Origin of the sequence: Streptomyces xylophagus (genome assembly GCF_000716435.1) — a bacterium.
Classification (GTDB): domain Bacteria; phylum Actinomycetota; class Actinomycetes; order Streptomycetales; family Streptomycetaceae; genus Streptomyces; species Streptomyces xylophagus.
Window position 1 is genome coordinate 93,159 of record NZ_JNWO01000019.1, and the last position, 22,657, is coordinate 115,815.

At 69.7% G+C, this 22,657-nt stretch carries 22 protein-coding genes; 14 read left to right on the top strand and 8 right to left on the bottom strand.

Annotated elements, in window-relative coordinates; genetic code table 11:
• The first annotated feature begins 58 nt into the window (after nt 1-58).
• Nucleotides 59-1,648: a phosphoglycerate dehydrogenase gene (gene serA / locus OO70_RS34675; RefSeq protein WP_043680266.1), complete on the top strand. Its 1,590-nt coding sequence runs from the start codon at nt 59-61 to the stop codon at nt 1,646-1,648.
• Between the two features lie 397 nt (nt 1,649-2,045).
• Here the strand turns inward: serA and OO70_RS34680 are convergent, their stop codons facing one another.
• Nucleotides 2,046-3,620, bottom strand: a complete 1,575-nt coding sequence (locus OO70_RS34680; protein ID WP_043680268.1) for an MFS transporter — start codon at nt 3,618-3,620, stop codon at nt 2,046-2,048.
• Nucleotides 3,621-3,743: 123 nt separating this feature from the next.
• Between OO70_RS34680 and OO70_RS34685 the strand changes: the two genes are divergently transcribed.
• Nucleotides 3,744-4,319: a TetR/AcrR family transcriptional regulator gene (locus OO70_RS34685; RefSeq protein WP_043680270.1), complete on the top strand. Its 576-nt coding sequence runs from the start codon at nt 3,744-3,746 to the stop codon at nt 4,317-4,319.
• 129 nt (nt 4,320-4,448) lie between these two features.
• Here the strand turns inward: OO70_RS34685 and OO70_RS34690 are convergent, their stop codons facing one another.
• From OO70_RS34690 to OO70_RS34700, 3 genes are all read right to left on the bottom strand, one after another.
• A complete protein-coding gene (locus OO70_RS34690) occupies nt 4,449-5,675 on the bottom strand; it encodes an MFS transporter (RefSeq protein WP_043680272.1) in 1,227 nt (408 codons plus the stop codon).
• 80 nt (nt 5,676-5,755) lie between these two features.
• Entirely contained in the window at nt 5,756-6,025 is a 270-nt protein-coding gene (locus OO70_RS34695) for a DUF7848 domain-containing protein (RefSeq protein ID WP_051741918.1), read from the bottom strand.
• Nucleotides 6,022-6,294 carry a hypothetical protein gene (locus OO70_RS34700; RefSeq protein ID WP_234337020.1) on the bottom strand — a complete coding sequence of 91 codons (273 nt, stop codon included), beginning with the start codon at nt 6,292-6,294 and terminating at the stop codon, nt 6,022-6,024. The genes OO70_RS34695 and OO70_RS34700 overlap by 4 nt, the downstream gene beginning before the upstream one ends.
• Before the next feature lie 106 nt (nt 6,295-6,400).
• On the opposite strand from OO70_RS34700, the gene OO70_RS34705 reads away from it, so the two are divergent.
• The 3 genes from OO70_RS34705 to OO70_RS34715 all read left to right on the top strand — a co-directional run bounded on the left by OO70_RS34705 (nt 6,401) and on the right by OO70_RS34715 (nt 8,112).
• On the top strand, nt 6,401-7,228 hold the full coding sequence (locus tag OO70_RS34705) for a helix-turn-helix domain-containing protein (RefSeq protein ID WP_043680274.1): 828 nt from the start codon (nt 6,401-6,403) through the stop codon (nt 7,226-7,228).
• A complete protein-coding gene (locus OO70_RS34710; RefSeq protein WP_043680275.1) occupies nt 7,225-7,434 on the top strand; it encodes a DUF397 domain-containing protein in 210 nt (69 codons plus the stop codon). Before OO70_RS34705 ends, OO70_RS34710 begins: the two co-directional genes overlap by 4 nt.
• A gap of 99 nt (nt 7,435-7,533) precedes the next feature.
• Nucleotides 7,534-8,112 (top strand): DUF4240 domain-containing protein, encoded by a 579-nt coding sequence (locus OO70_RS34715; RefSeq protein WP_043680277.1) that lies wholly within the window; start codon nt 7,534-7,536, stop codon nt 8,110-8,112.
• Here the strand turns inward: OO70_RS34715 and OO70_RS34720 are convergent.
• Nucleotides 8,084-8,743: an HAD family hydrolase gene (locus OO70_RS34720; protein WP_043680279.1), complete on the bottom strand. Its 660-nt coding sequence runs from the start codon at nt 8,741-8,743 to the stop codon at nt 8,084-8,086. The two genes, OO70_RS34715 and OO70_RS34720, sit on opposite strands and share 29 nt — an antisense overlap.
• Nucleotides 8,744-8,773: 30 nt before the next feature.
• The gene (locus OO70_RS34725) at nt 8,774-9,955 is read right to left on the bottom strand and encodes a PucR family transcriptional regulator (RefSeq protein WP_043680282.1); all 1,182 of its coding nucleotides are present in this window, start codon (nt 9,953-9,955) and stop codon (nt 8,774-8,776) included.
• Between the two features lie 128 nt (nt 9,956-10,083).
• On the opposite strand from OO70_RS34725, the gene OO70_RS34730 reads away from it, so the two are divergent.
• From OO70_RS34730 to OO70_RS56700, 5 genes are all read left to right on the top strand, one after another.
• On the top strand, nt 10,084-11,010 hold the full coding sequence (locus OO70_RS34730; RefSeq protein ID WP_043680285.1) for a proline dehydrogenase family protein: 927 nt from the start codon (nt 10,084-10,086) through the stop codon (nt 11,008-11,010).
• 37 nt (nt 11,011-11,047) lie between these two features.
• A complete protein-coding gene (pruA, locus tag OO70_RS34735; protein WP_043680288.1) occupies nt 11,048-12,679 on the top strand; it encodes an L-glutamate gamma-semialdehyde dehydrogenase in 1,632 nt (543 codons plus the stop codon).
• A gap of 53 nt (nt 12,680-12,732) precedes the next feature.
• Nucleotides 12,733-13,593 carry an alpha/beta fold hydrolase gene (locus OO70_RS34740; protein WP_051741920.1) on the top strand — a complete coding sequence of 287 codons (861 nt, stop codon included), beginning with the start codon at nt 12,733-12,735 and terminating at the stop codon, nt 13,591-13,593.
• 24 nt (nt 13,594-13,617) lie between these two features.
• A complete protein-coding gene (locus OO70_RS34745) occupies nt 13,618-14,157 on the top strand; it encodes a GNAT family N-acetyltransferase (RefSeq protein ID WP_043680294.1) in 540 nt (179 codons plus the stop codon).
• A 252-nt stretch (nt 14,158-14,409) separates the two neighbouring features.
• Nucleotides 14,410-14,541, top strand: a complete 132-nt coding sequence (locus OO70_RS56700; RefSeq protein WP_106971817.1) for a hypothetical protein — start codon at nt 14,410-14,412, stop codon at nt 14,539-14,541.
• Nucleotides 14,542-14,637: 96 nt separating this feature from the next.
• Here OO70_RS56700 and OO70_RS34750 read toward each other — a convergent pair whose 3' ends face one another.
• Nucleotides 14,638-16,197, bottom strand: a complete 1,560-nt coding sequence (locus OO70_RS34750; RefSeq protein WP_043680297.1) for a purple acid phosphatase family protein — start codon at nt 16,195-16,197, stop codon at nt 14,638-14,640.
• Between the two features lie 143 nt (nt 16,198-16,340).
• Between OO70_RS34750 and OO70_RS34755 the strand changes: the two genes are divergently transcribed.
• From OO70_RS34755 to OO70_RS34770, 4 genes are all read left to right on the top strand, one after another.
• On the top strand, nt 16,341-17,384 hold the full coding sequence (locus OO70_RS34755; RefSeq protein WP_043680300.1) for a 3-isopropylmalate dehydrogenase: 1,044 nt from the start codon (nt 16,341-16,343) through the stop codon (nt 17,382-17,384).
• A 263-nt stretch (nt 17,385-17,647) separates the two neighbouring features.
• On the top strand, nt 17,648-18,736 hold the full coding sequence (locus OO70_RS34760) for a branched-chain amino acid aminotransferase (RefSeq protein WP_043680303.1): 1,089 nt from the start codon (nt 17,648-17,650) through the stop codon (nt 18,734-18,736).
• A 129-nt stretch (nt 18,737-18,865) separates the two neighbouring features.
• Complete coding sequence (locus OO70_RS34765; protein WP_158711556.1) at nt 18,866-19,933, top strand: hypothetical protein; 1,068 nt, start codon at nt 18,866-18,868, stop codon at nt 19,931-19,933.
• Between the two features lie 13 nt (nt 19,934-19,946).
• On the top strand, nt 19,947-21,269 hold the full coding sequence (locus OO70_RS34770; RefSeq protein WP_043680305.1) for a KamA family radical SAM protein: 1,323 nt from the start codon (nt 19,947-19,949) through the stop codon (nt 21,267-21,269).
• On the opposite strand, the gene OO70_RS34775 is transcribed toward OO70_RS34770, so the two are convergent.
• On the bottom strand, nt 21,216-22,649 hold the full coding sequence (locus OO70_RS34775; RefSeq protein WP_043680308.1) for a cytosine permease: 1,434 nt from the start codon (nt 22,647-22,649) through the stop codon (nt 21,216-21,218). The genes OO70_RS34770 and OO70_RS34775 overlap by 54 nt on opposite strands.
• Between the last annotated feature and the right edge of the window lie 8 nt (nt 22,650-22,657).

Here is a 22,657-nt window from a genome sequence, read left to right on the forward strand (position 1 = left end):
CCACCGCCTGCGGCCGTCGGGACGGCCGTCCGCACGCAATGGACTTGTGAGGACTCACGTGAGCTCGAAACCTGTCGTACTCATCGCTGAAGAGCTGTCGCCCGCGACCGTGGACGCCCTTGGCCCGGACTTCGAGATCCGGCACTGCAACGGCGCCGACCGGGGCGAGCTGCTCCCCGCGATCGCCGACGTGGACGCGATCCTGATCCGCTCGGCCACCAAGGTCGACGCCGAGGCGGTCGCCGCCGCGAAGAAGCTGAAGGTCGTCGCACGAGCCGGCGTCGGCCTGGACAACGTGGACGTCTCCGCCGCCACCAAGGCCGGCGTGATGGTCGTCAACGCCCCCACCTCGAACATCGTCACCGCCGCCGAACTGGCCTGCGGTCTGCTGCTGGCGACCGCACGCCACATCCCGCAGGCCAACGCCGCGCTGAAGAACGGCGAGTGGAAGCGCAGCAAGTACACGGGCGTGGAGCTGGCCGAGAAGACCCTCGGTGTCGTGGGTCTGGGACGCATCGGCGCGCTCGTCGCGCAGCGCATGTCCGCGTTCGGGATGAAGGTCGTCGCCTACGACCCCTACATCCAGCCCGCGCGGGCTGCCCAAATGGGCGTCAAGATCCTTTCGTTGGACGAACTCCTCGAGGTCTCCGACTTCATCACCGTGCACCTGCCCAAGACCCCGGAGACGGTCGGTCTGATCGGCGACGAGGCGCTGCGTAAGGTCAAGCCGACCGTGCGGATCGTCAACGCCGCGCGCGGCGGGATCGTCGACGAGGAGGCGCTGTACTCCGCGCTCAAGGAGGGCCGCGTCGCCGGTGCCGGCCTCGACGTGTACGCGAAGGAGCCCTGCACGGACTCCCCGCTCTTCGAGTTCGACCAGGTCGTCTCCACCCCGCACCTCGGCGCCTCCACGGACGAGGCGCAGGAGAAGGCCGGTGTCTCGGTCGCCAAGTCGGTGCGTCTCGCGCTCGCCGGTGAACTCGTCCCCGACGCGGTCAACGTCCAGGGCGGCGTCATCGCCGAGGACGTCAAGCCGGGCCTCCCGCTCGCCGAGAAGCTCGGCCGCATCTTCACCGCGCTGGCGGGCGAGGTCGCGGTCCGCCTCGACGTCGAGGTCTACGGCGAGATCACCCAGCACGACGTCAAGGTGCTCGAACTGTCCGCGCTCAAGGGCGTGTTCGAGGACGTCGTCGACGAGACCGTGTCGTACGTCAACGCCCCGCTGTTCGCGCAGGAGCGCGGCGTCGAGGTACGGCTGACGACCAGCTCCGAGTCCGCCGACCACCGCAACGTCGTCACCGTGCGCGGCACGCTGAGCAGCGGCGAGGAGGTCGCGGTCTCCGGCACGCTGGCCGGACCCAAGAACCTGCAGAAGATCGTCGCGGTCGGCGACTACGACGTCGACCTCGCGCTCGCCGACCACATGGTGGTGCTGCGGTACGAGGACCGTCCCGGGGTTGTCGGCACGGTCGGTCGTGTCTTCGGTGAGGCCGGGATCAACATCGCCGGGATGCAGGTGTCGCGGTCGGTGGCGGGGGGCGAGGCGCTTGCCGTGCTGACCGTCGATGACACGGTGGCGGCGGGTGTGCTCGCGGAGGTGGCCGAGGAGATCGGGGCGACGTCGGCTCGTTCGGTCAACCTCGTCTGAACCTGGTCCGAGGCTGAGGTGGTGCTGGGGGCTCCGCCCCCAGACCCCCATCGGCCCTGAAGGGGCCTCGTCCTCAAACGCCGGACGGGCTGAGTATTGGCGGCCTGGGTTGAAAGGTGCCGGCGGGTTGGATGTTGGCGGCCTGGGTTGAAGAGGCGCCGGACGGGCTGGATTGTGCCGGTCCGGGTTGAAGAGGCGCCGGACGGGCTGGATTGTGCCGGCCCGGGTTGAAAAAGCGCCGGGTGGGCTGGATTTGCGGGCCTGTGTTGAAAAGGCGCCGGACAGGCTGGATGTTGCCGGCCGGCGTTGAAAGGGCACCGACCGCGTGTGTGCGTGAACGCCGGGCGGGTTGAGGAGACGATCCTCAACCCGCCCGGCGTTTCTGTGCAGTTGGGGCTCACACCGAGGTCTTCGCCGCATCCTCCGCAGGGGTCTCCTGGACCGGTACCCGCAGCCCCCGCAGAGTCCGCGCCGCCGCGAAGGCCGCCCCCAGCAGCAGCACCGCACCCGCGATCGCCGCGCCGTGCATGCCGTCGGTGAAGGCCTGCCGTGCGGTCGCGGTCAGGGCGTCTCCCGTGCGCCCCGGTAGCTGACGGGCGACGGCGAGGGCTCCGCCGAGGGTCTCGTGGGCCGGGGCGGGGGCCGAGGCGGGGATGCCGTGGCGGTAGACGGCCGTACCGATGGAGCCCAGCAGGGCCATGCCGAGGGCGCCGCCGAACTCGGCTCCCGTTTCCATCAGTGAGGATGCCACCCCCGCCTTCTCCACCGGCGCGCTGCCCATCGCGAGGTCCATGATCTGGGACATCACCATGACGGTCCCGGAGGCGAGGACACCGGCGGCGGCCAGGGACAGCCAGAGGGAATCCGTGCCGGTGAGGGCCAGCATGCCGTAGCCGGCGGAGGCGAGGGCGAAGCCGGCCGCGACGACGTGGGCGCGGTCAACTCCCTTCTGTACGAGGGTCGTTGCCAGCGGGGCCGCCATGCCGATCGGCACCGAGGGGAGCAGTGCCCACAGGGCCGCCTCCATCGAACTCTTGCCGAGCACCGACTGCAGGTACTGCGTGGTGAAGAAGGCCGAGCCCATCATGCCGAAGGCGGAGACGAGGTTGAGGACGACCGAAGGGGTGAAGCCCCGGGCGCGGAAGAGGGACGGGTCGATCATCGGGGACGCGGTCGTGCGCTGACGGTGGACGAAGAGGGTTGCGAAGAGCAGACCGACCGTGATCGAGACGACGTACTGGACGTGCCAGCCCTCGGACGGGATCTCCTTGAGGCCGTAGATCACGGGCAGGACGGCTGCCAGGGACAACGGGACGCTCGGCCAGTCGAAGGGGCCGGGGGCGGGGTTCTTCGACTCGGGGAGCAGGAACGGGCCGATGAGCAGGAGCAGGGCCATCGCGGGCAGGTTGATCAGGAAGACCGAGCCCCACCAGAAGTACTGGACCAGGACACCGCTCAGCACCGAGCCGAGCGCGACACCGGCGGTCATCACGCCCGACCACAGGCCGATCGCCTTCGCGCGCTGGCCGGGGTCGGTGAACATCGTGCGCAGCAGCGCCATCGTCGAGGGCATCAGGGTGGCGCCGCCGATGCCGAGGACCGCGCGGGCGGCGATGAGGGTCTCGGCGCTGTTCGCGTAGGCCGCGATCAGGGATGCGGTGCCGAAGGCCGCCGCGCCGATCAGGAGGAGCCTGCGGCGGCCGATGCGGTCGCCGACCGAGCCCATCGTCATCAGCAGGCCGGCCAGGACGAAGGCGTAGATGTCGAAGATCCACAGCTGCTGGGTGCCGCTGGGCTCCAGGTCCGCGCTGATCGCCGGGATGGCGAAGTAGAGGACGGAGACGTCCATCGAGACGAGGAGTAGCGGAAGCATCAGGACGCCGAGGGCGGTCCATTCACGGCGCCCGGCACGGGAGTTGGGGGTGCAGCTCGCGGGGTCGGTCGAGTTCGTCGAGCTCGGTGAGTTCGTCATGACAGCGAATGTACGCACGTATTAAACGCTTGTCTATGACGGGTGTGTAAGTCGACCGTCTAGGCCGTGCGTATAAATCGTGCGTCTAGGACGGTTGTATGGATCGGCAGTAGGGTGGTGGGCATGGGACACCGTGAGGATCTGCTCGAAGGCGCGAAGCGCTGCCTGCTGGAGAAGGGGTTCGCGCGGACGACGGCGCGCGACATCGTCAAGGAGTCGGGGACGAACCTCGCGTCCATCGGCTACCACTACGGCTCGAAGGACGCGCTGCTCGCGCAGGCCTACGTCGCGCTCGTGGACGAGATGTCCTTCGAGTGGGGTGACCGGCTCGAGGGGGCGCCGGGTTCGCTGGAGCGGTTCAGGGAGGTGTGGGCGAACGTCGTCGCCTCCCTGCGCGAACCGGGCTCGATGTGGCGGCTCAGCGGGGAGATCATGGCGATGGGCGACCAACTCCCGGAGGCCCGCGACCAGTTGTCCCTCGCGCAGCGCGAGGGTGGCCGAGGACTGGTCTCGCTGCTCATGGGCGTACCGGAGGAGGAGGTGTCGGACGAGACCGCCGACACCCTCGGCGCGTTCTACATGGTCGTGATGTCCGGTCTCATCATGCAGTGGACCTTCGACCCGAAGACCGCGCCGGACGCGGTGCAACTCACCGAGGGGCTGCGTCAGGTGCTGGAGGGGGCGCGGGAGGCGCGCTGACCCGTCGGTCATCGAGGGTCTGCGGCAGGTACGGGAGGGTGCGCGGAGGCGAGGTGATTCGCCGGTCCCACAAGGCCGGTGCCATCGCCCGGCGCCGGGGCGCGTGCGCGAGGCGCGTCGGCCCGGTGGCTACCCCGCCGTCGCCCCGTCCTCGCGCCGCCGGTCCCGCAGCGCCGGTGCCACCGCCCCCAGCATCAGCAGCGCGGTCAGCGTGAAAGCCCAGGGGTAGCCGGTCAGGCCTGCCGTGATGCCGAAGCCGGCTGCGCCGAGGCCCATTCCGGCGTCGTAGGCCAGGTTCCACAGGGCGCTGACCGTGCCGTAGGAGGCGGCGGAGACGCGGGCGTACATCAGGGTGAGCGTGGCGTTCTGGGTGATGCCGAAGCCCGCGCCGAAGAGGGCGGTGCCGGCGATGACCGCTACCGGGTGGGTAGTTGGGGCGATGACCAGGACTCCTGCCGCCGACAGCAGCAGTCCGGGGAGGACGAGGCGTGTGCTGCCGTGTCGGTCGCCGTGGCGGCCCGCCAGCCAGCGCGTCAGGGTCGCGGTCGCGGTCTGCACGAACAGGGCCGCCGCGACGACTCCGGCGGACGCGGACGGGACGGCCAGCGGCAGGAAGGTGACGAGGATGCCGGTGGCGGTGGCGGTGGCCGCGAAGACCACAACCGGCCGCAGCAGCGCGCCCGTTCGCAGGCCTCGTACGACACCCAACGGCTGCTCGGAGCGGTCCGCGCGGTCCGGCAGTCCGAGGACGAAGACGATCGCGGCCAGCGCCGCGAGGCCGGCGGCGACGGCGACCGGGCCGTAGCCCACGCGCCCGGTCAGCCACAGTCCCAGCGGCAGCGCGACCAGCGACGGCCCACCGGACACCACACCCACCAACGCGAGCCCCTCGCCCCGGCGTTCGTCCGGAATCAGCGACGCGATCAGCGCGCCGCCCGCGACGATCGTCAGCGCGAAACCGAGCCCGCGTACGAGGCACACCGCGACGATCCAGGCGGTGTGCCCGGAGACGGTCAGCACCAGCGCCGGGGCTCCGAGCAGGAACAGCCCGGCGATCAGGGTCAGTCGATAGCCGAAGCGGCCGACGAGCCGGGGAGTGACCAGCTCACCCAGGACCGTCGCGAGCATCAGCGAACCGGTCGCGAGCCCCGCCGCGCCCTCACCGCCCCGCTCGGCCGCGTACGCCGGTACGACCGAGAGCAGCAGGAAGAAACTGAGACTGGCGCCGACCACGCTGATGAAACGGAGGAGGAGGGGGCGGGTGAGGAGCGGGGGGCGCGGGTGCGAAGTGGCTTCAGGGGCAGGTGAGTTCGGGGTTGCGGGGGTCGGTGGGTCGGAGGCCGGGCCGGTCGTCATGGCATCGACACTAGGTTCCGAACGGACCGCCGGTCAGCTCCAATTCCGGGCCGGTGGACCGGTTGGACCGGCGGCGCTCGTCACCTCGAACCGCCCTGCCACATCACCCACGGCCGCTCGATGACCTCGGCGTAACTCGTGTGCCCGGGGTGCTCGCGCAGGTGGGCGAAAGCCCAAGTCTGGGGCTCGGTCGGGTCGTTGCTCGGGGACGACTGCGCGGCGCACTCCGTGTCGTCGGCGTCGAGCGCGAGGCAGCGGAACGCGTACCTGAGTGGCGGGGCGTCGGTGTCGTGGTCGGGTCTTAGCGTCCAGTCGACGAAACGGAAGGTGCGGCGGATCGGGACGGTCACAACACCTCACCCCGGCTTCGTGCGTTGGCGCGGGCGGTCTCGGCGCGGAGGCGTTGCTCGGGGGTCGGCGGCCGTACGTCCTCTGGGGCCACGGTCCACTCCGTCCCGCCGGTGACGCGGCGCAGGGACCAGGCCCCGCACCACTCGCCGCGGAACTCCCCGATCCTGCCCTGCGCGTCCACAACGAGGGTGCCGACGGGCGGAATGGGTGGATTCGGTGGAACCGGTGGAGGGGGCTCGGATCTCACGGGTACGTTCTCGTCGGGCACGGCAGCTCCTCTCCGTAGTGCTTCCACTACTCAGGGGGTTCAGCGTGACTGTCGGCGGGGAACCCTTCAACTTGTCGGACGGGAACGAAAGGTTGGTGAAGGTCCCTTGAACCGCAGGGAGTTGGACCCCGACAGCTCGCCCCAGGCGGCGTTCGGCGCGCGTTTGCGCAGGGCACGGGAGGAACGGGGCTGGACGCAGGAGAAGTTGGCCGAGGAGATGGGGTACTCCAGCACGCACATCTCGTCGGTCGAGGTCGGCCGCAAACTTCCTACCTTGCGTCTCGCGCGTAGTGCCGACGCGGCGTTGGGAACCGGCGACATGTTCGAACGCGCCTGGCGCAAGGTGCGGCACGCCGGACTCCTCGAAGGGTTCCCGCAGTTCATCGACCACGAGGCACAGGCGGCGGAGATCCGGCTGTACGAGGTGGGCGTCGTCCCCGGTCTGCTCCAGACACCGGAGTACGCGGAGGTCCTCGCGCAGGGTGCGGTCAAACGGGGAGCGATCACGGACGACCAGGCCGAGGAGCGCGTCACCCTCGTCGCGGAACGGCAGGCCACGCTGGTGAGGACACCGGCGCCGTTGGTCTTCGTGGTGCTGGACGAGAGCTGTCTGCGCCGGCCGATCGGTGAACCCGCCGTCATGGACGCCCAGTTGGTGCGGTTGCTGGAGTTCGCCGAGCTGCCGAACACGGTGCTTCAGGTGGCGCCGTTCGCCATGGGGGAGCTGCGGCCGTTCAACCTGCCGGTGTATCTGCTGACACTGCCGGACCGCTCGTTGGTGTCGTACGCCGAGTCCGCCCACCGAGGTCATCTGGAACGGGAAAGCGCGTTCGTACTGCCCTTGCTCACGGCCTACCATCAACTACAGGCCCATGCCTGCTCGCAGGCGGAAACCGTGGCCATGATCAGTCAGTTGAGAAAGGGCAGCCCGTGACGACCGAAGCCCCGCAGTGGTTCACGTCCTCGTACAGCGACAACGGCGGCGCCTGCATCGAGGTCGCCACCAACCTCGTCGCCTCGCGCGGCCTGGTCCCCGTCCGTGACTCCAAGAACCCGAGCGGGCCGGTTCTCCACCTCCCGGCCGGTGCGTTCGCTTCCTTCGTGACGAGCGTGAAGACCGGCGACGCGCCCTGCGGGTGACCCTCCTCGTGGAAGTGTGACACTTCGGCGAAAAGTGTCACACTTCTGCGCCTTACCTGTCCGGAGGGCGATGTCAGTCCCGCCTGCCATAGTGCGGCCGTGGATGACGAGACCTTCTGGGACCTGATCGAGAACTGTCGGCGGCGGACGCCGGACCCGGACGAGCGGGTGGCCTGGTTGTGCGGGCAACTGGCGGGCGGGGCGGCCGAGTCGGAGATCGTGGGGTTCCAGATATCTCTGGACCGCGTGTTGACTCCCACGTGCACCTGGGATCTGTGGGCCGCGGCGGACCGGATCATGGGCTGGTGCTCCGATGACGTCTTCTTCTATTTCCGGCTCTGGTTGGTCGGCTTGGGCCGGGACGTGTTCGAGCGGGTTGCCCGTGACCCGGACGTGCTGGCCGAGGTTCCGGAGGTGACGCGGCTCGCGGGCCGGGACCGGGAGGACTGGGACGAGGAGGAGTGGCTCGCCTGGGAGGAGTTGGACTACGCGGCGGGGCAGGCCTTCACACAGGTGACGGGTAAGTCCGAAGAGGACTTCTACGGCGCCGTCGAGGCCCAAGGGGGCGTGGATCCCGAGCTGTTGGACCCGGCCGGTGAACGCTGGGACGCGAACGACGACGAGCAGGCGGGGCGTCGACTGCCTCGCCTCAGCGTGCTGTTCTTCGGCGACCGATGACGTGATGGACGGCGGATGCCGCGTCGGTGGCCATATCCGTGGGGCGGAACGTCGACTCCGTCCAGCGGTGGCCGTTCGACACCCACACGCTGTGCGCGTCGACCCCCGCCGCGCCACGGATGTCGGCCTGTGCCGAGTCGCCGATCATCCAGGCCCCGTGGAGGGACGCTCCCACCGATGCCGCCGCCGCGTGGAAGATCTCCGGTGCGGGCTTCTCGTGGCCGGCCGACTCGGAGATCACCCAGCCGTGGACGAGCGCGTCCAGTCCGGTGTTCCGGATCTTCAACTCCTGTTGTGCGACACGGCCGTTGGTGACGATCACGCAGGTCCAGCCCGCGGCGACGGCTTTCGTGAGGGCGTCGCGCGTGGGCTCGGCCAGGGTGACGCGGTCGGCGGCGCCCCGGTCGAGGAGCGTCCGCACGGCATCGGCGGGAACGGTCCCGTCGTAGCGCTCGGTCATGGCCTCGGCGACGGACTGCCTCGGTGTGTATCCGCCGGCGTCCACGGACATCAGCCAGGCGAGGTCCTCCTCAGGCAGCCCGTGCGCGGCCAGGAACTCCGTCACCGCGTGCCGGAACGCGGCATCGCGGTCGACCAGGGTGTTGTCCAGATCGAGCATCAGCAGCGGCATGACAGGCAGTAGCTCACCGGACTGCGATTCCTACAGCCGCGCCGCCTTCAACCCCATGTGCAGCAACAACCGGTCCTCCCCGTCGTCCAGATCCAGCCCCGTCAACTGCTCCACCCGGGACAGCCGGTAGTACAACGTCTGCCGGTGAATCCCCAACTCCGCAGCCGTACGCCCCGCTTGGCCCGCGCGGTCGAGGTACACCTCGGCGGTGCGGGCCAGTTCGTGGTGGGCGGGGGAGAGGAGAGGGGCCACGACCGGGTCGTGGGCGGACTCGGGCGAGAGGGAGGTCAGCAGGCGGTACGGGCCGATGCGGGACCAGTCGGCCACCGGGCCGAACCGGGGTTCCGCGAGGGCCGCGCGGCAGGCCGCCGTGGCCTCCTGCCAGGCGGTGGCCAGGTCGGTGAGGCCGGTGCGCGGGGCGCCGATGCCGGCGGCGCGCGCGCTCTCCTTCAGGAGCCGGGCCGCGGCCGTCGTCGCCGGAGTCCCCACGTCCGTCGAGCGCAGCCGGACCAACACCGCCAGGCACTGGTCCGCCGTACCCCAGGGGACCGTGCACAGCGCGGTCGCGTGCGGCACCGTACGCGCCGAGGGGGCGTCGTCCGGGTCGGCGGACGGCCAGGAGGCGACGCACACCAGCGCGTACGGCCCGTCGCCGCGCGTGCCGAGGGCCGTGCGCAGGGCGGCCACCGCCATGTCCCCCTGCCAGCCGCGCTCGGCGGTCAGCACCGCCCGCAGCTCCCGGCTGAGATCCGCCCCGTGCTGCGCCTCGTCCGCGAGCAGCGCGCCGATGCGGGCCGTCACCGCCATCGCGGCGTCCAGCTGCGCGGCGGTGGGGCCCGGGTCGTCGTCCAGGAGCCAGACGTAGCCGAGGACGACACTCCGATGGCGGACGGGGAGGCAGATCCGGCCCCGGTAGACCCCCGCCTCGGGGGTGGGCGGGATCCGCACCGGCCCGGTCGCCCGGGTGATGCCGAACCCCTCGAACCAGGTCCGGACGGTGGCCGTCGAGCGCCGGGTCAGGATCGAGCGGGTGCGGACCGGGTCCAGCGCGGACGCGTCCAGGTCGCCCTCACCGTCGTAGACCCCGAAGGCGATCAGCTCGAAGTCACGGTTCTCCAGGGTCGCCGGGGCGCCGAGGAGCTCGGAGATCTCGTCGACGAGCTCCTGGTAGTCGCCTCTGGAATCGGATGTCACCCGGGCATTCTCCCGCATTCCCGGCTGCCTTCATACATTTGTCTGAGATCTGCGGCACGGATGCGTGACAGCTGTCGATGGTCGACGATCGGAGAGGTCCCTAGGTTTCACGGTGGTCCTGTCTGCTGGTTCTGTGGAGGTGCCCCGTGCTGGGTCCCGTGATTCTCGCCGCTTCGCGCAGCGATCAGATGCGTCGGCTGATCTCGGCGGCGCCGGTGACCAAGCAGGTCGTCGACCGCTTCATCCCCGGTGAGACCGTGGACGAGATCGTGCCGATCATCCAGGACCTCACCGCGAAGGGTCTGGAGCTGACGATGGACGTCGTCGGCGAGGACATCACCACCCCCGAGCAGGCCGCCGCCGCCCGCGACGCCTATCTCCTGCTCGTCGACCGGCTCAAGGAGCTGGAACTGGGCACCCGGGCCGAGATGTCCATCAAGCTGTCCATGTTCGGGCAGGCGCTGGACGGCGGCCACGAGCTGGCCCTCGCGAACGTCCGGCCCGTCGTCGAGGCCGCCGCCGCCATCGGTACGACGGTCACGCTCGACGCGGAGGATCACACCACCCTCGACTCGATGTTCGCGATCCACGAGGAGCTGCGGAAGGACTTCCCGGAGACCGGCTGCGTCATCCAGGCCTACCTCTTCCGCACCGAGGCCGACGCCCGCCGCCTCGCCGAGGCCGGCAGCCGCGTCCGGCTCGTGAAGGGCGCGTACAAGGAGCCCGCCGAGGTCGCGTACCAGCAGAAGCACGAGATCGACAAGGCGTACGTCCGGATTCTGCGGATCCTGATGGAGGGGGAGGGGTACCCGATGATCGGGTCCCACGACCCGCGCCTCATCTCCATCGCCCAGGAGCTGGCCCGGCGGGCCGGCCGCAAGCTCGACGAGTACGAGTTCCAGATGCTGTACGGGATCAGGAGCGACGAGCATCTGCGGCTGGCCGCCGAAGGACACCGCATGCGCGTCTACACCGCCTACGGCACCGACTGGTACGGCTACTTCATGCGCCGGCTGGCGGAGAAGCCGGCCAACCTCCTCTTCTTCGCACGATCCACCCTCACCAAGGGCTGACCGAACACCCGCTCACGTACAAGGAGTTACGGATCCCATGGACGCTGTGACCCAGGTCCCCACCCCCGTCAACGAGCCGGTGCACGGCTACGCGCCCGGCTCTCCCGAGCGTGCCCGTCTCGAGGTCAAGCTCAAGGAGCTGGCCGAGAACCCGATCGACCTGCCGATGACCATCGGCGGCGAGCGGCGGATGGGCGGCGGCGAGCGCTTCGACGTCGTACAGCCGCACAACCACAAGGCGCGGATCGGGACTTACGCCAACGCCACCCAGGACGATGCCCAGGACGCGATCGACGCGGCCCTCACCGCCGCGCCCGCCTGGCGCGCGATGTCCTTCGACGACCGCGCCGCGATCATCCTGCGTGCGGCGGAGTTGCTGTCCGGCCCGTGGCGCGAGACCCTCGCCGCGTCCACCATGCTCGGGCAGTCGAAGACCGCTCAGCAGGCCGAGATCGACTGTCCCTGTGAGCTCGTCGACTTCTGGCGCTTCAACGTCAAGTACGCCCGCGACCTGCTCGCCGAGCAGCCCCCGGCGAACTCCCCGGGCGTCTGGAACCGCCTCGACCACCGCCCGCTCGAAGGCTTCGTCTACGCGATCACGCCCTTCAACTTCACTGCGATCGCGGGCAACTTGCCGACGGCCCCGGCTCTCATGGGCAACGTCGTCGTCTGGAAGCCGTCGCCGACGCAGACCCACTCCGCCGTGCTGCTCATGCAGTTGCTGGAGGAGGCCGGTCTCCCCAAGGGCGTCATCAACCTCATCACCGGTGACGGCATCGAGGTCTCCAAGGTCGCCCTTGAGCACCGTGACCTGGCCGCCATCCACTTCACCGGGTCCACCAAGACCTTCCAGTACCTGTGGAAGACGGTCGGCAACAACATCGAGAAGTACCGCTCGTATCCGCGTCTGGTCGGCGAGACCGGCGGCAAGGACTTCGTCGTCGCCCACCCGAGCGCGGACCGTGCCGTGTTGAAGACGGCGCTGACGCGGGGCTCCTTCGAGTACCAGGGGCAGAAGTGCTCCGCGAGCTCCCGGGCGTACATCCCGGCGTCGATCTGGAACTCCGGTTTCAAGGAGGAATTCGCCGCCGAGGTCGACTACTTGACGATGGGTGACGTCACCGACCTGTCGAACTTCATCGGCGCGGTCATCGACGAGCGCGCCTTCGCCAAGAACAAGGCGGCCATTGACCGCGCGAAGGCGGACCCCAACTGCACGATCGTCGCGGGCGGTTCCTACGACGACTCGGTGGGCTACTTCGTCCGGCCCACCGTCGTCGAGTGCAGCGACCCGGCCAACGAGGTGTTCACCACTGAGTACTTCGGCCCGTTCCTCGCCGTGCACGTCTACGACGACGAGAACTACGACGAGATGCTGACCCAGATGGAGTCGGTGTCCGACTACGCCCTCACCGGCTCGGTCATCTCCAACGACCGTGCGGCGGCGGCCTACACGATGGAGAAGCTGCGCTACGCGGCCGGCAACTTCTACATCAACGACAAGTCGACCGGTGCGGTCGTCGGCCAGCAGCCCTTCGGCGGCGGCCGCTCCTCCGGCACCAACGACAAGGCCGGCGCCCCCCAGAACCTGATGCGCTGGACCCTGACCCGCGCCATCAAGGAGACCCTGGTGGCGCCGACCGACTACGCGTACCCGCACATGGGCTGAGACCCGAGGAATCCAGGAGACCCGGGGCGCCCGCAGCGGGCAGACTCCCCGTCATGACCTCAACCCCTGTGCAGAACACGGCGGTTACGGCGGACGACGGAGTACGGCTGTGGGCCTCCCGGTCCGGCCGTGGCACATCCGGCACCACACCCCTGATGCTGTGCCACGGCGGGCCCGGGCTGTGGGACATGTCCGAGGACGTGGCCGGGATGTTCGACGACCGTGCCACGGTGGTCCGTTGGGACCAGCGCGGCTGCGGCCGGTCCGAGCCCTGCGCGGGCCCGTGGACCACCGACTGTTTCGTGGCCGATCTCGACGCCGTACGACGGCACTTCGCGCTGGAGCGGCCCGTGCTGCTCGGCCACTCCTGGGGCGCGTCGCTCGCCCTGAGCTACACCCTCGCCCACCCGGAACACGTCGCCGCCCTCGTCTACGTCAGCGGCACCGGCATCGGTCCGGACACCGACTGGCACGGCGCCTTCGAGGAGAACTTCCTCGCCCGCCTCGGCGAGGACCCCCAACGGCTCGCCCGCTGGCGGGAGTTGCCCGGCGAGAGCCGTGAACGGGCGGTGCTCCAGTGGTCGGCCGAGTTCGTGGACCGCGACCGGGCGATCGAGCACGCCGAGCGGATGGCCGACCCCTGGTTCCCGATCAACTTCCCCTGCAACAAAGCCCTGAACGCCGAAGCGAAGCAGACCGCCGGCACCTCCGCGCTGTACGCCGCCTGCCAGGCCCTCGACGTGCCCGTACTCATCGTGGACGGCGCCCAGGACACCCGCCCCCGCTCGGCGGTCGACTCGCTGGAGCGGGCGTTGCCTCGCGTGCGCCGGGTGACCCTGCCCGCGGCCGGGCATCTGCCGTGGGTCGAGGACCCGTACGGATTTCGCGATGCGGTGATGACGGCAGCGCAGTGAGCCGTCGTCTCCGATACTGACCCCGTGACCATCCGTATGCGCACCGCCCACACGGCCGACCTCACCCCGGCCGACCTCCGCGCCGCCCGCGAACTGCTGGACGCCGCCTTCGCCGGCGACCTCACCGACCAGGACTGGGAGCACGGCCTCGGCGGCGTCCACGCCCTGCTCGCCGACGACACCGGGCTCGTCGCGCACGGCTCGGTCGTCATGCGCCGGGTGCGGTACCGCGGGCGGTGGCTGCGGGTCGGGTACGTGGAGGGGGTCGGCGTACGGCCCGACGCGCGGCGCCGGGGGTACGGCGGGCGGGTCATGGCGGAGCTGGAGCGCATCGTCGACCACGCCTACGACGTCGGTCTGCTCGGCGCGAGCGACGACGGCGCCCGTCTCTACACCGTGCGCGGCTGGCGGCTGTGGGGCGGCAAGATCTCCGCGCTGGGCCCGGACGGCATCGTCCATCTGCCCGAGGAGGAGGACAGCACGTACGTCCGCCCCGCGCTCGCCGGACCCCTCGACCTCGGTGAGGATCTGCTTTTCGACTGGCGTGACGGGGATGTGCTCTAAAGATAGAACCGCAGGTCAGCGCCGTGTGACTCGTTTCACCGTCTCAGATAGTAGGAAGTCCGAGTAATTGTGGAGACAGATGCGCGGTCCTGTCCTAGCTTTGTAGGAGCCGAACGACTCGCTCGACCAAGCGAATGGCGGCCGTGAGCCGGACCCCGTGCAGGCAACCCCTGTGGTCCACCGCTCCCCGCCTCTTCCGGCGTCTCGCACACCCTCCCGCACTCCAGGATGTATCGAAGGAGTCGATTCTCCATGGCCGAGACGACCGTCCGCCGCCGAGTCCGCCACGTGTCCCGCACGACCGAGTCCGACCGGAAGAACGCCGCCGCTGCGCTGCAGCGCGCCCTCGACCGCCGGGACAACGGCGGCGAGACCGGCCACTGAGCCGACGTAACTCTTGAAAAGCACGACTCGTCAACACGACTCGTAAAAGCACGCCCACCAGCCGGGAGCCGCGCCCGCACGGGGTGCGGCGCGGTCTCACCGGCCGCGCCGCACCTCGAAGTGGTCGATGCGCTTGCCGTTCTGGTCCAGCGCCGACACCTTGAGCCTGGGAGTGCTGCCGCTCTCCGCCTCCACCGAGAGGAGGGAGAAGCCCCGGTAGCGCACCCGCGACCACTCCACCGTCTCCGCCTTCGAGTGCTGGCCCTTCGCCCACTGCATGGTGTCGATCGCCCCGTGCCGCGTGACGTGCCCCTCGTAGCTCTCCTTGACGCCCGCCGGGAACCCGTACAGATCCCGGCCGCCGCCGCCCGCCGTGACGTAGACGATCCCGTCCTTCGTCGGGTCGGTGGACGCGCCGATGGGGACCGCCCTGCCGACCGCGCCGTTCTTGATGGCGTCGGTTCGCTCGTAGACGTGGTTGTGCCCGTTGATCACCAGGTCCACCTGGTGCTTCGCGAACACCGGCAGCCACTCGCTCCGCACCCCGCCGTCCGAGGCGTGCGCGGAGGTCGAGTACGCGCAGTGGTGGAAGAAGACCACGAGGAAGTCGACCCCCTTGGTCGCCCGCAGCTCCCGCAGCCTGCCGTCCAGCCACTTCGTCTGCTTGCCGCCCGTGTAGCCGAGGTTGGCGGTGATCTCGTACGACACGTCGTTCGCGTCGAGCGCCACGACGCCGACGTTGCCGTAGACGAAGGAGTACACGCCCGGCGCGTGCGTCGGGTCGAAGCCGTTGTCCGGGAGGGACCAGCGGGCGAGCTGGCCGCCGTAGCCGTCGGGGGAGTACCAGGCCTCCATGTCGTGGTTGCCGGTCGTCACCATCCACGGGACGGACCGGGAGACGCCCTCGTTCTGCTTGAGGAAGAGGTCCCAGTACGTCGGGTCGTAGCCGTCCGTCTTCTTGCCCTGGCCGTTGGTGTCGGCGTAGCAGATGTCGCCGGCGTGGAGGTGGAAGGCGGGGTTCTGGCGCAGGACGACATGGTCGCTGGCGGCGGCCGCGTTGCTCACGCCCTGGTCGCCGAAGGCCGTGAACACGAACTTCTCCGGGCTCGCCGGCGCCGTACGGAAGGAGCCGATCGTCGAGCGGTGGGCCGGGGAGGCCGGGTCGAAGCCCTCGTGGCCGACGCCGTAGTAGTACGTCGTGCCGGGGTGGAGGCCGTTCAGGGCCGCGTGGACGTAGTACTGCTCGACTGCCGCGCGTACGCCTGTCAGCCCCGGGGTGTGCAGGTCGCGTACCTCGGCGGTGATCCTGCGGCTCAGGTCGTCGGGCTTCAACCCCACCCGTACGTACGGCTTCTTGACCGCGAACGGCACCTGCCAGGAGATCCGCATCCCGGTCTTCGGGTCGGCGCCGAAGGCGAGATGGCGGCCGAAGGGGGTGACGGCGGCGCCGGGCACCTTCGACGTGGCGGGGGAGGCCGACTTGTGATCGCTCGTCGCCGTAGCACTGGCGCACCCCGTCAGCAGCCCGCCCGCCACCGCGCCCGCCGTCACCAGCGCGCGGCGCCGGGACAGTTTGGTGCGCAGGTACTCGTACTGCTCGGCCATGCTCATCCGGACCGCGAGGTGCTCCGGGATGCCGACGTCGGGTGTCTCCATGTCGATGAAACTCCCCCAGCAGTCCAACGGCCTCCCGGCGTAGGGGTGAACGCCGGTCGAACGGTCGACACCGTACCCCCGAGACGCGTCCGCATCTTGGACACCCCATGTCATCCCATGGGACGCGGAGTACGGTGGCGGGCATGTCTCGCAGCATCGATCTCGCAGTGATCCCCGGTGACGGCATCGGTCAGGAAGTCGTGGCCGAAGGTCTCAAAGTCCTCTCCGCCGTCCTTCCGCAGGATGTGAAGCTGGAGACCAAGGAGTTCGACTTCGGCGCCCGCCGCTACCACGCGACCGGTGAGACCCTCACCGACGCCGACCTGGCCGCGCTGAAGCCGCACGACGCGATCCTGCTGGGCGCGATCGGTGACCCGAGCGTCCCCTCCGGGGTGTTGGAACGCGGCTTCCTGCTGAAGCTTCGCTTCGCCTTCGACCACCATGTGAACCTGCGGCCGAGCAAGCTGCTCCCGGGCGTGGCGACCCCGCTCGCCGGTGAGCCGGAGATCGACTTCGTCGTGGTCCGTGAGGGCACCGAGGGCCCGTACACCGGCAACGGCGGCACCATCCGCAAGGGCACCGAGCACGAGGTCGCCACCGAGGTCTCCGTCAACACGGCCTTCGGTGTCGAGCGCGTCGTCCGTGACGCCTTCGCCCGTGCCCAGGCCCGTCCGCGCAAGAAGCTCACGCTGGTCCACAAGAACAACGTGCTGACCTTCGCGGGCCACCTGTGGACGAACGTCTTCAACAAGGTCGCGGCCGAGTTCCCCGAGGTCACCACCGACTACATCCACGTCGACGCGGCGACGATCTACCTCGTCACCGACCCGGCCCGCTTCGACGTGATCGTCACCGACAACCTCTTCGGCGACATCATCACCGACCTCGCCGCGGCCGTCTCCGGCGGCATCGGCGTCGCCGCGAGCGGGAACATCAACCCGTCCGGCGAGTTCCCCTCGATGTTCGAGCCCGTGCACGGCTCCGCGCCCGACATCGCGGGCCAGGGCAAGGCCGACCCCACCGCCACGGTCCTGTCCGTCGCCCTCCTGCTGCGCCACCTCGGCTACGAGTCCGAGGCCGTCCGCATCGAGGACGCCGTCTCCGCCGACCTCGCGGACCGCACCGGCAAGCCCGCGCGCAGCACCACCGAGATCGGCGACGCGCTCGCCGTACGAGTAGCCGGCTGACCCCGCGCCCACTCGAAGAACTCTCGTAGTCTTCCGAAGCCGCCGGGTCGCATATGCACCCGGCGGCTTTTCTTATGTCCCCGCCGGGTGTCACCATCATCCCTGGGTCGCATTCACGCCGTTTTCGTCCACGGTCCTCCCCGCGCGATAATCGAACGCGGAGCCGCGGAATGAGGCAATGCTCGGACGTCCTAACACTGGCCACTGGCAGTCGAGGGCGTGAGCGCGGCCCGTCACACACAACCGGTGAAGGACAACCACTCATGACGACGCCCACGATCGAGCTCAAGCCCTCGGCCTCGCCACTTTCCGCCGCCGAGCGCGACGCGATTCTGGCGAACCCCGGGTTCGGCCGCCACTTCACCGACCACATGGTGACGATCAAGTGGACGGAGGGCCGCGGCTGGCACGACGGCCAGCTCGTGCCGTACGGCCCCCTCTCCCTCGACCCGGCGAACATGACCCTGCACTACGCGCAGGAGATCTTCGAGGGCCTCAAGGCCTACCGGCAGGCCGATGGCTCCATCGCCACCTTCCGCCCCGAGAAGAACGCCCGCCGCTTCCAGACCTCCGCCCGCCGCCTCGGCATGCCCGAGCTGCCGGTCGAGACGTTCATCGAGGCCTGTGACGTGCTGGTCCAGCAGGACCGCGACTGGGTCCCGGCGCACGGTGGCGAGGAGTCCCTCTACCTGCGCCCGTTCATGATCGCGACCGAGGTCGGCCTGGGCGTGAAGCCCGCCAACGAGTACCTCTTCCTGGTCATCGCCTCCCCGGCCGGCGCCTACTTCCCCGGCGGTGTGAAGCCCGTCTCCATCTGGGTCTCCGAGGACCACGTCCGCGCCGTCCCCGGCGGCATGGGCGACGCCAAGACCGGCGGCAACTACGCCGCGTCCCTCCTCGCCCAGGCCGAGGCCGCCGAACAGGGCTGCGCCCAGGTCTGCTACCTCGACGCGGTCGAGCGCAAGTGGGTCGAGGAACTCGGCGGCATGAACCTGTACTTCGTCTACGGCGACCGGATCGTCACCCCGACCCTGACGGGCTCGATCCTGGAGGGCGTGACCCGCGACTCCCTCCTCACCCTCGCCCGCGACCTCGGCTACGAGCCCGAGGAGGGCCGGATCTCCATCGAGCAGTGGCAGCGCGACGCGGAGAACGGCACGCTCACGGAGGTCTTCGCCTGCGGCACCGCGGCCGTCATCACCCCGGTCGGCACGGTCAAGCGCACCGGCGCGGAGTGGACGCAGTCGGGCGGCGAGCCCGGCGAGGTGACGTTGAGGCTGCGTGCGGCCCTTCTGGACATCCAGCGGGGCGACACCGTGGACAAGCACGGCTGGATGCATCCGCTGGGCTGAGCCGGACTCCCGGCCGACGGCCGGTGATCCGTTCGACGCGTATCGCCTCCCCCGTGCGGGTATCCACTGATTCCGCAGACCATGGAATCAAGGCATCAGGGTCACGGGGTCACGGGGGAGGTGACGCGGGTGAGTGGTGGGCCGATACCGCGACTGCGCTGGCTGCTGCGCACGTTACGCACCCCGCGCCGCCCGCAGAGCCTCACCGTGCTCCTCCTGCTCGCCGCCTGCGCAGGCCTGCTGCTGTGGTTCGCCAAGCGCATGGACAACTACGGCGAGAACCTCGCCCTCAACCTGGGCACCGACATCGTCGGCGTCGTCATCACCGTCTTCGTGATCGGCCCGCTGATCTCCCGCGCCCAGGAGGGCCGGGTCCGCGAACACACCCGGCTCGACTACGAGTGGTTCAGCGCCCAGGTCTACGGCTCGACCTCGAACGTGAAGGTGCTCGACACCTTCTCCAACCTCTTCGGCCCCCAGTACTCCGAACGCCTCTTCCGCGGCATCCGGTCGGCCACCGCGCACGGCGCCCGGGTGCAGATCCTGCTCCTGGACCCCGACTCCCTCGCCGTGATCCTGCGCGGCCGTGAACTGGGCGAGCAGAGCGCCGACATCCGCCGCGACATCCTGCGCAACCTGCGCACCCTCAGCCACTTCGCCCGTCGACTCGACGACACCTCACGCCAGTTCCTCGAAGTGCGGCTCTGCTCGACCTCCCCCGGTGTGACCCTCTACCGCTGGGACGAACGCTCCCTGGTCTCCTTCCTCACCGTCGGCCGCCTCTCCGGCGAGGGCGTCCAACTGGAGGTCGCCGTCCGCTCTCCGCTCGGCGCCTTCGTGGAGCAGCGCTTCGACGAACTGTGGCAGCAGAGCAAACCGATGGAACGGTTCACCCATCTCCCGGTGACCCTGGTCGACGCGACCGACGGCCGCCGGGAGTTCACCTGTCGCTTCGTCTACGTCGACGACTGCCTGTACATCGCCGGGCATGACGTCGTCTCGTACATGGCACGCCACCGCCTCGACCAACTCTCCGCGTACAGCGAGAACTTGACCGTTCCGGGTGCCCACGAACTGATCGTCGTCGACGACGAGAGCGACCTGCACGAGCTGCTCAGGCAGAACTTCGCGGAGAAGTACGATGCGTCGGCGACCGCATTCGTCGAATTGCGGCCGCCAGTCCTGGTCACGGAATAGAGGCACTGCACCAATGAGTTCAGCGCTCCACCTCGCTCCACCACACACGAGCACCCGATTTCGCGCCTTCACACCCCGTGACCTGGACGGCCTGCTGAAGCGCGTGTCCCTCTCGGCCACCGAACGGCTCGCCCTGCGGGCCGTCTCCTCGGTGCTGCCGTTCCGTACGAACACATACGTCGTGGACGAGTTGATCGACTGGTCGGCGGTGCCCGACGACCCGATCTTCCGGCTGACGTTCCCGCAGGCCGGGATGTTGCCCGAACCCGATCTCAAGCAGATGGCCGACCTCCTCTCCCAGGAGGCGCCCAAGGCCGAAGTCCTGCGCGCGGCCCACGAGATCCGGATGAAACTCAACCCGCACCCCTCGGGCCAGCTCGACGCCAACGTGCCCGTGCACGAGGGGGAGCGCCTCGCGGGCCTCCAGCACAAGTACCCCGAGACCGTGCTGATCTTCCCGCGCCAGGGCCAGACCTGCCACGCCTACTGCACCTACTGCTTCCGCTGGCCCCAGTTCGTCGGCGAGTCCGAACTCCGCATCGCCACCGACGACATCGCGACCACGTCCGCCTACCTCCGCGCCCACCCCGAGGTCACCAGCACGCTGATCACCGGCGGCGACCCCCTCGTCATGAGCACCGAGGTCCTTCGCCGCTACGTCGACCCCCTCCTGGAGATCGACACGATCCGCTCGATCCGCATCGGCACCAAGTCCCTCGCCTTCTGGCCGTACCGCTTCACGACCGACCGGGACGCCGACGACCTGCTGCGCCTCTTCGAGAAGGTGGTGGAAAGCGGCCGTCACCTCGCGTTGATGGCCCACTTCACCCACCCGCAGGAGCTGCGCCCGCCGGTCGTACGGGAGGCGATGCGCAGAGTACGGGGTACGGGCGCGGTGATTCGCTGCCAGGGTCCGCTGGTGGCCGGCATCAACGACAGCGCCGAGGCCTGGGCCGAACTGTGGGACGAGACGACCACGCTCGGCGCGGTGCCGTACTACCAGTTCGTCGAGCGCGACACCGGCCCCCAGGGCTACTTCGGCGTCCCGCTGGCCCGCGGCCACCAGATCTTCCGCGACGCCTACGCCCGCGTCTCCGGCCTCGCCCGTACGGTGCGCGGCCCGGTGATGTCGGCGATGCCGGGCAAGGTCTGCGTGGACGGCATCGCGGAGGTGGCCGGCGAGAAGGTCTTCGTGCTGCACCTGATCCAGGCCCGCGATCCGGCCCTCGTGGACCGCCCGTTCTTCGCGGCCTACGACGAGACCGCGACCTGGTTCACGGACCTAAAGCCGGCTTTCGGAGCGAGTGAGTTCCTCCCGGGGCTGGCGGCGCACTGAAGCCTGCCCGGCCGTGAGCGCGAGGTACACGACACCGCCCACCACCCCCGACAACAAGAAGCTGCAGTCCACCCCGCCCGTCCACGACAGCAGCGGGCCCTCGTAGGTCGGAAGGGACACGGCCAGCAGCCCGACCCCCGCACCCACCGCCCAGGAGATCACCGCCTGGACGTGCCAGCCCGCGCGGTACCAGTAAATCCCGCCCCGCGAGCGCCGGTTGAACACCTGGAGGGCATCCGCGTCGTACATCCCCCCGCACCGCACGAACCCGATGAGCGTGATGACAGCCCACGGCGTGCCGATCGCCGTCAGCAGCAGCACGAAGGACGTCATCGCCGACTGCGCGTTCCAGGCGTAGTGGCCGACGAACACGCACACCGTGGCGACGATCGCGACCGTGCAGGTGGCCCGCGCCCGGGAGGCGCGCGGCAGGATCGCGTCCAGGTCGAGGCCCATGGAGTAGAGCATCAGCCCGGCGTTGCCCACCGAGCCCGCGGAGGCGGCGAGGAGGAGCGGGACCAGGTACCAGGTCGGGGACGCCGACACCAGCGGGCCCGCGTAGTCGAGGGCCGCCCGTGCCCCGAACGCCGTGAACGTGCCGAAGAGTTGGGGCACGAGGAGACCGGCGATCAGCCCGAGCCAGGTCGCGTGCAGGACCGTGCGGGAGGTGTGCCGGGCCGGGGAGATGTAGCGCGTGTAGTCGCCGAGGAGGGTGATGAACGCGATCGGCCCGGACAGTCCCGCCGCCACCGTCGCCAGACACCACGTCGGCCAGAACCCGCCCAGCAGATAGCCGCCCGCCCCCGGCAGCGCGCCGGTCGTGAAGTGCGGGGCGTAGGCGACCACGCCCAAAATCAGCAGCGCCGTCATGCCGACGGACAGGACGCGGGACATGGCCAGCAGTACCCGGTAGCCGTACACCGCGCCCGCCACCGTCGCGCCCGCGAGCAGCGCGTACACGACGGCGTACGACGCCCCGCCCGTCGGCAGCCCGAACAGCCGGTGCAGTACGCCCACCATCACATCGCCGCCGATCCACACGGTCAGCGCGGTGTAGCCGAGGGCGAGGAGCAGCCCCACGACCGAGCCGACCAGCCGGCCCCGCACACCGAACTGGGCACCGGACGAGGTCGACAGGTTGGTGGCGGTGCGCAGGGACACCAGCGCCAGCGGGGCCGTGAACACCGTGCCGACCACCGTGCCCACGACGATCGACGAGACCGACGCCCACCAGCCGAGCCCGAACGACGGCGGCAGCCAGCCGAAGATGATCACGCCGAGACAGAGGTTGGAACCGAGCAGGATCGACACCAGGTCACGCGGACCGCTGGTGCGTTCCTCGTCAGGGATGGTGTCGACTCCGCGCTGTTCTATCGGCATGGTGGGTC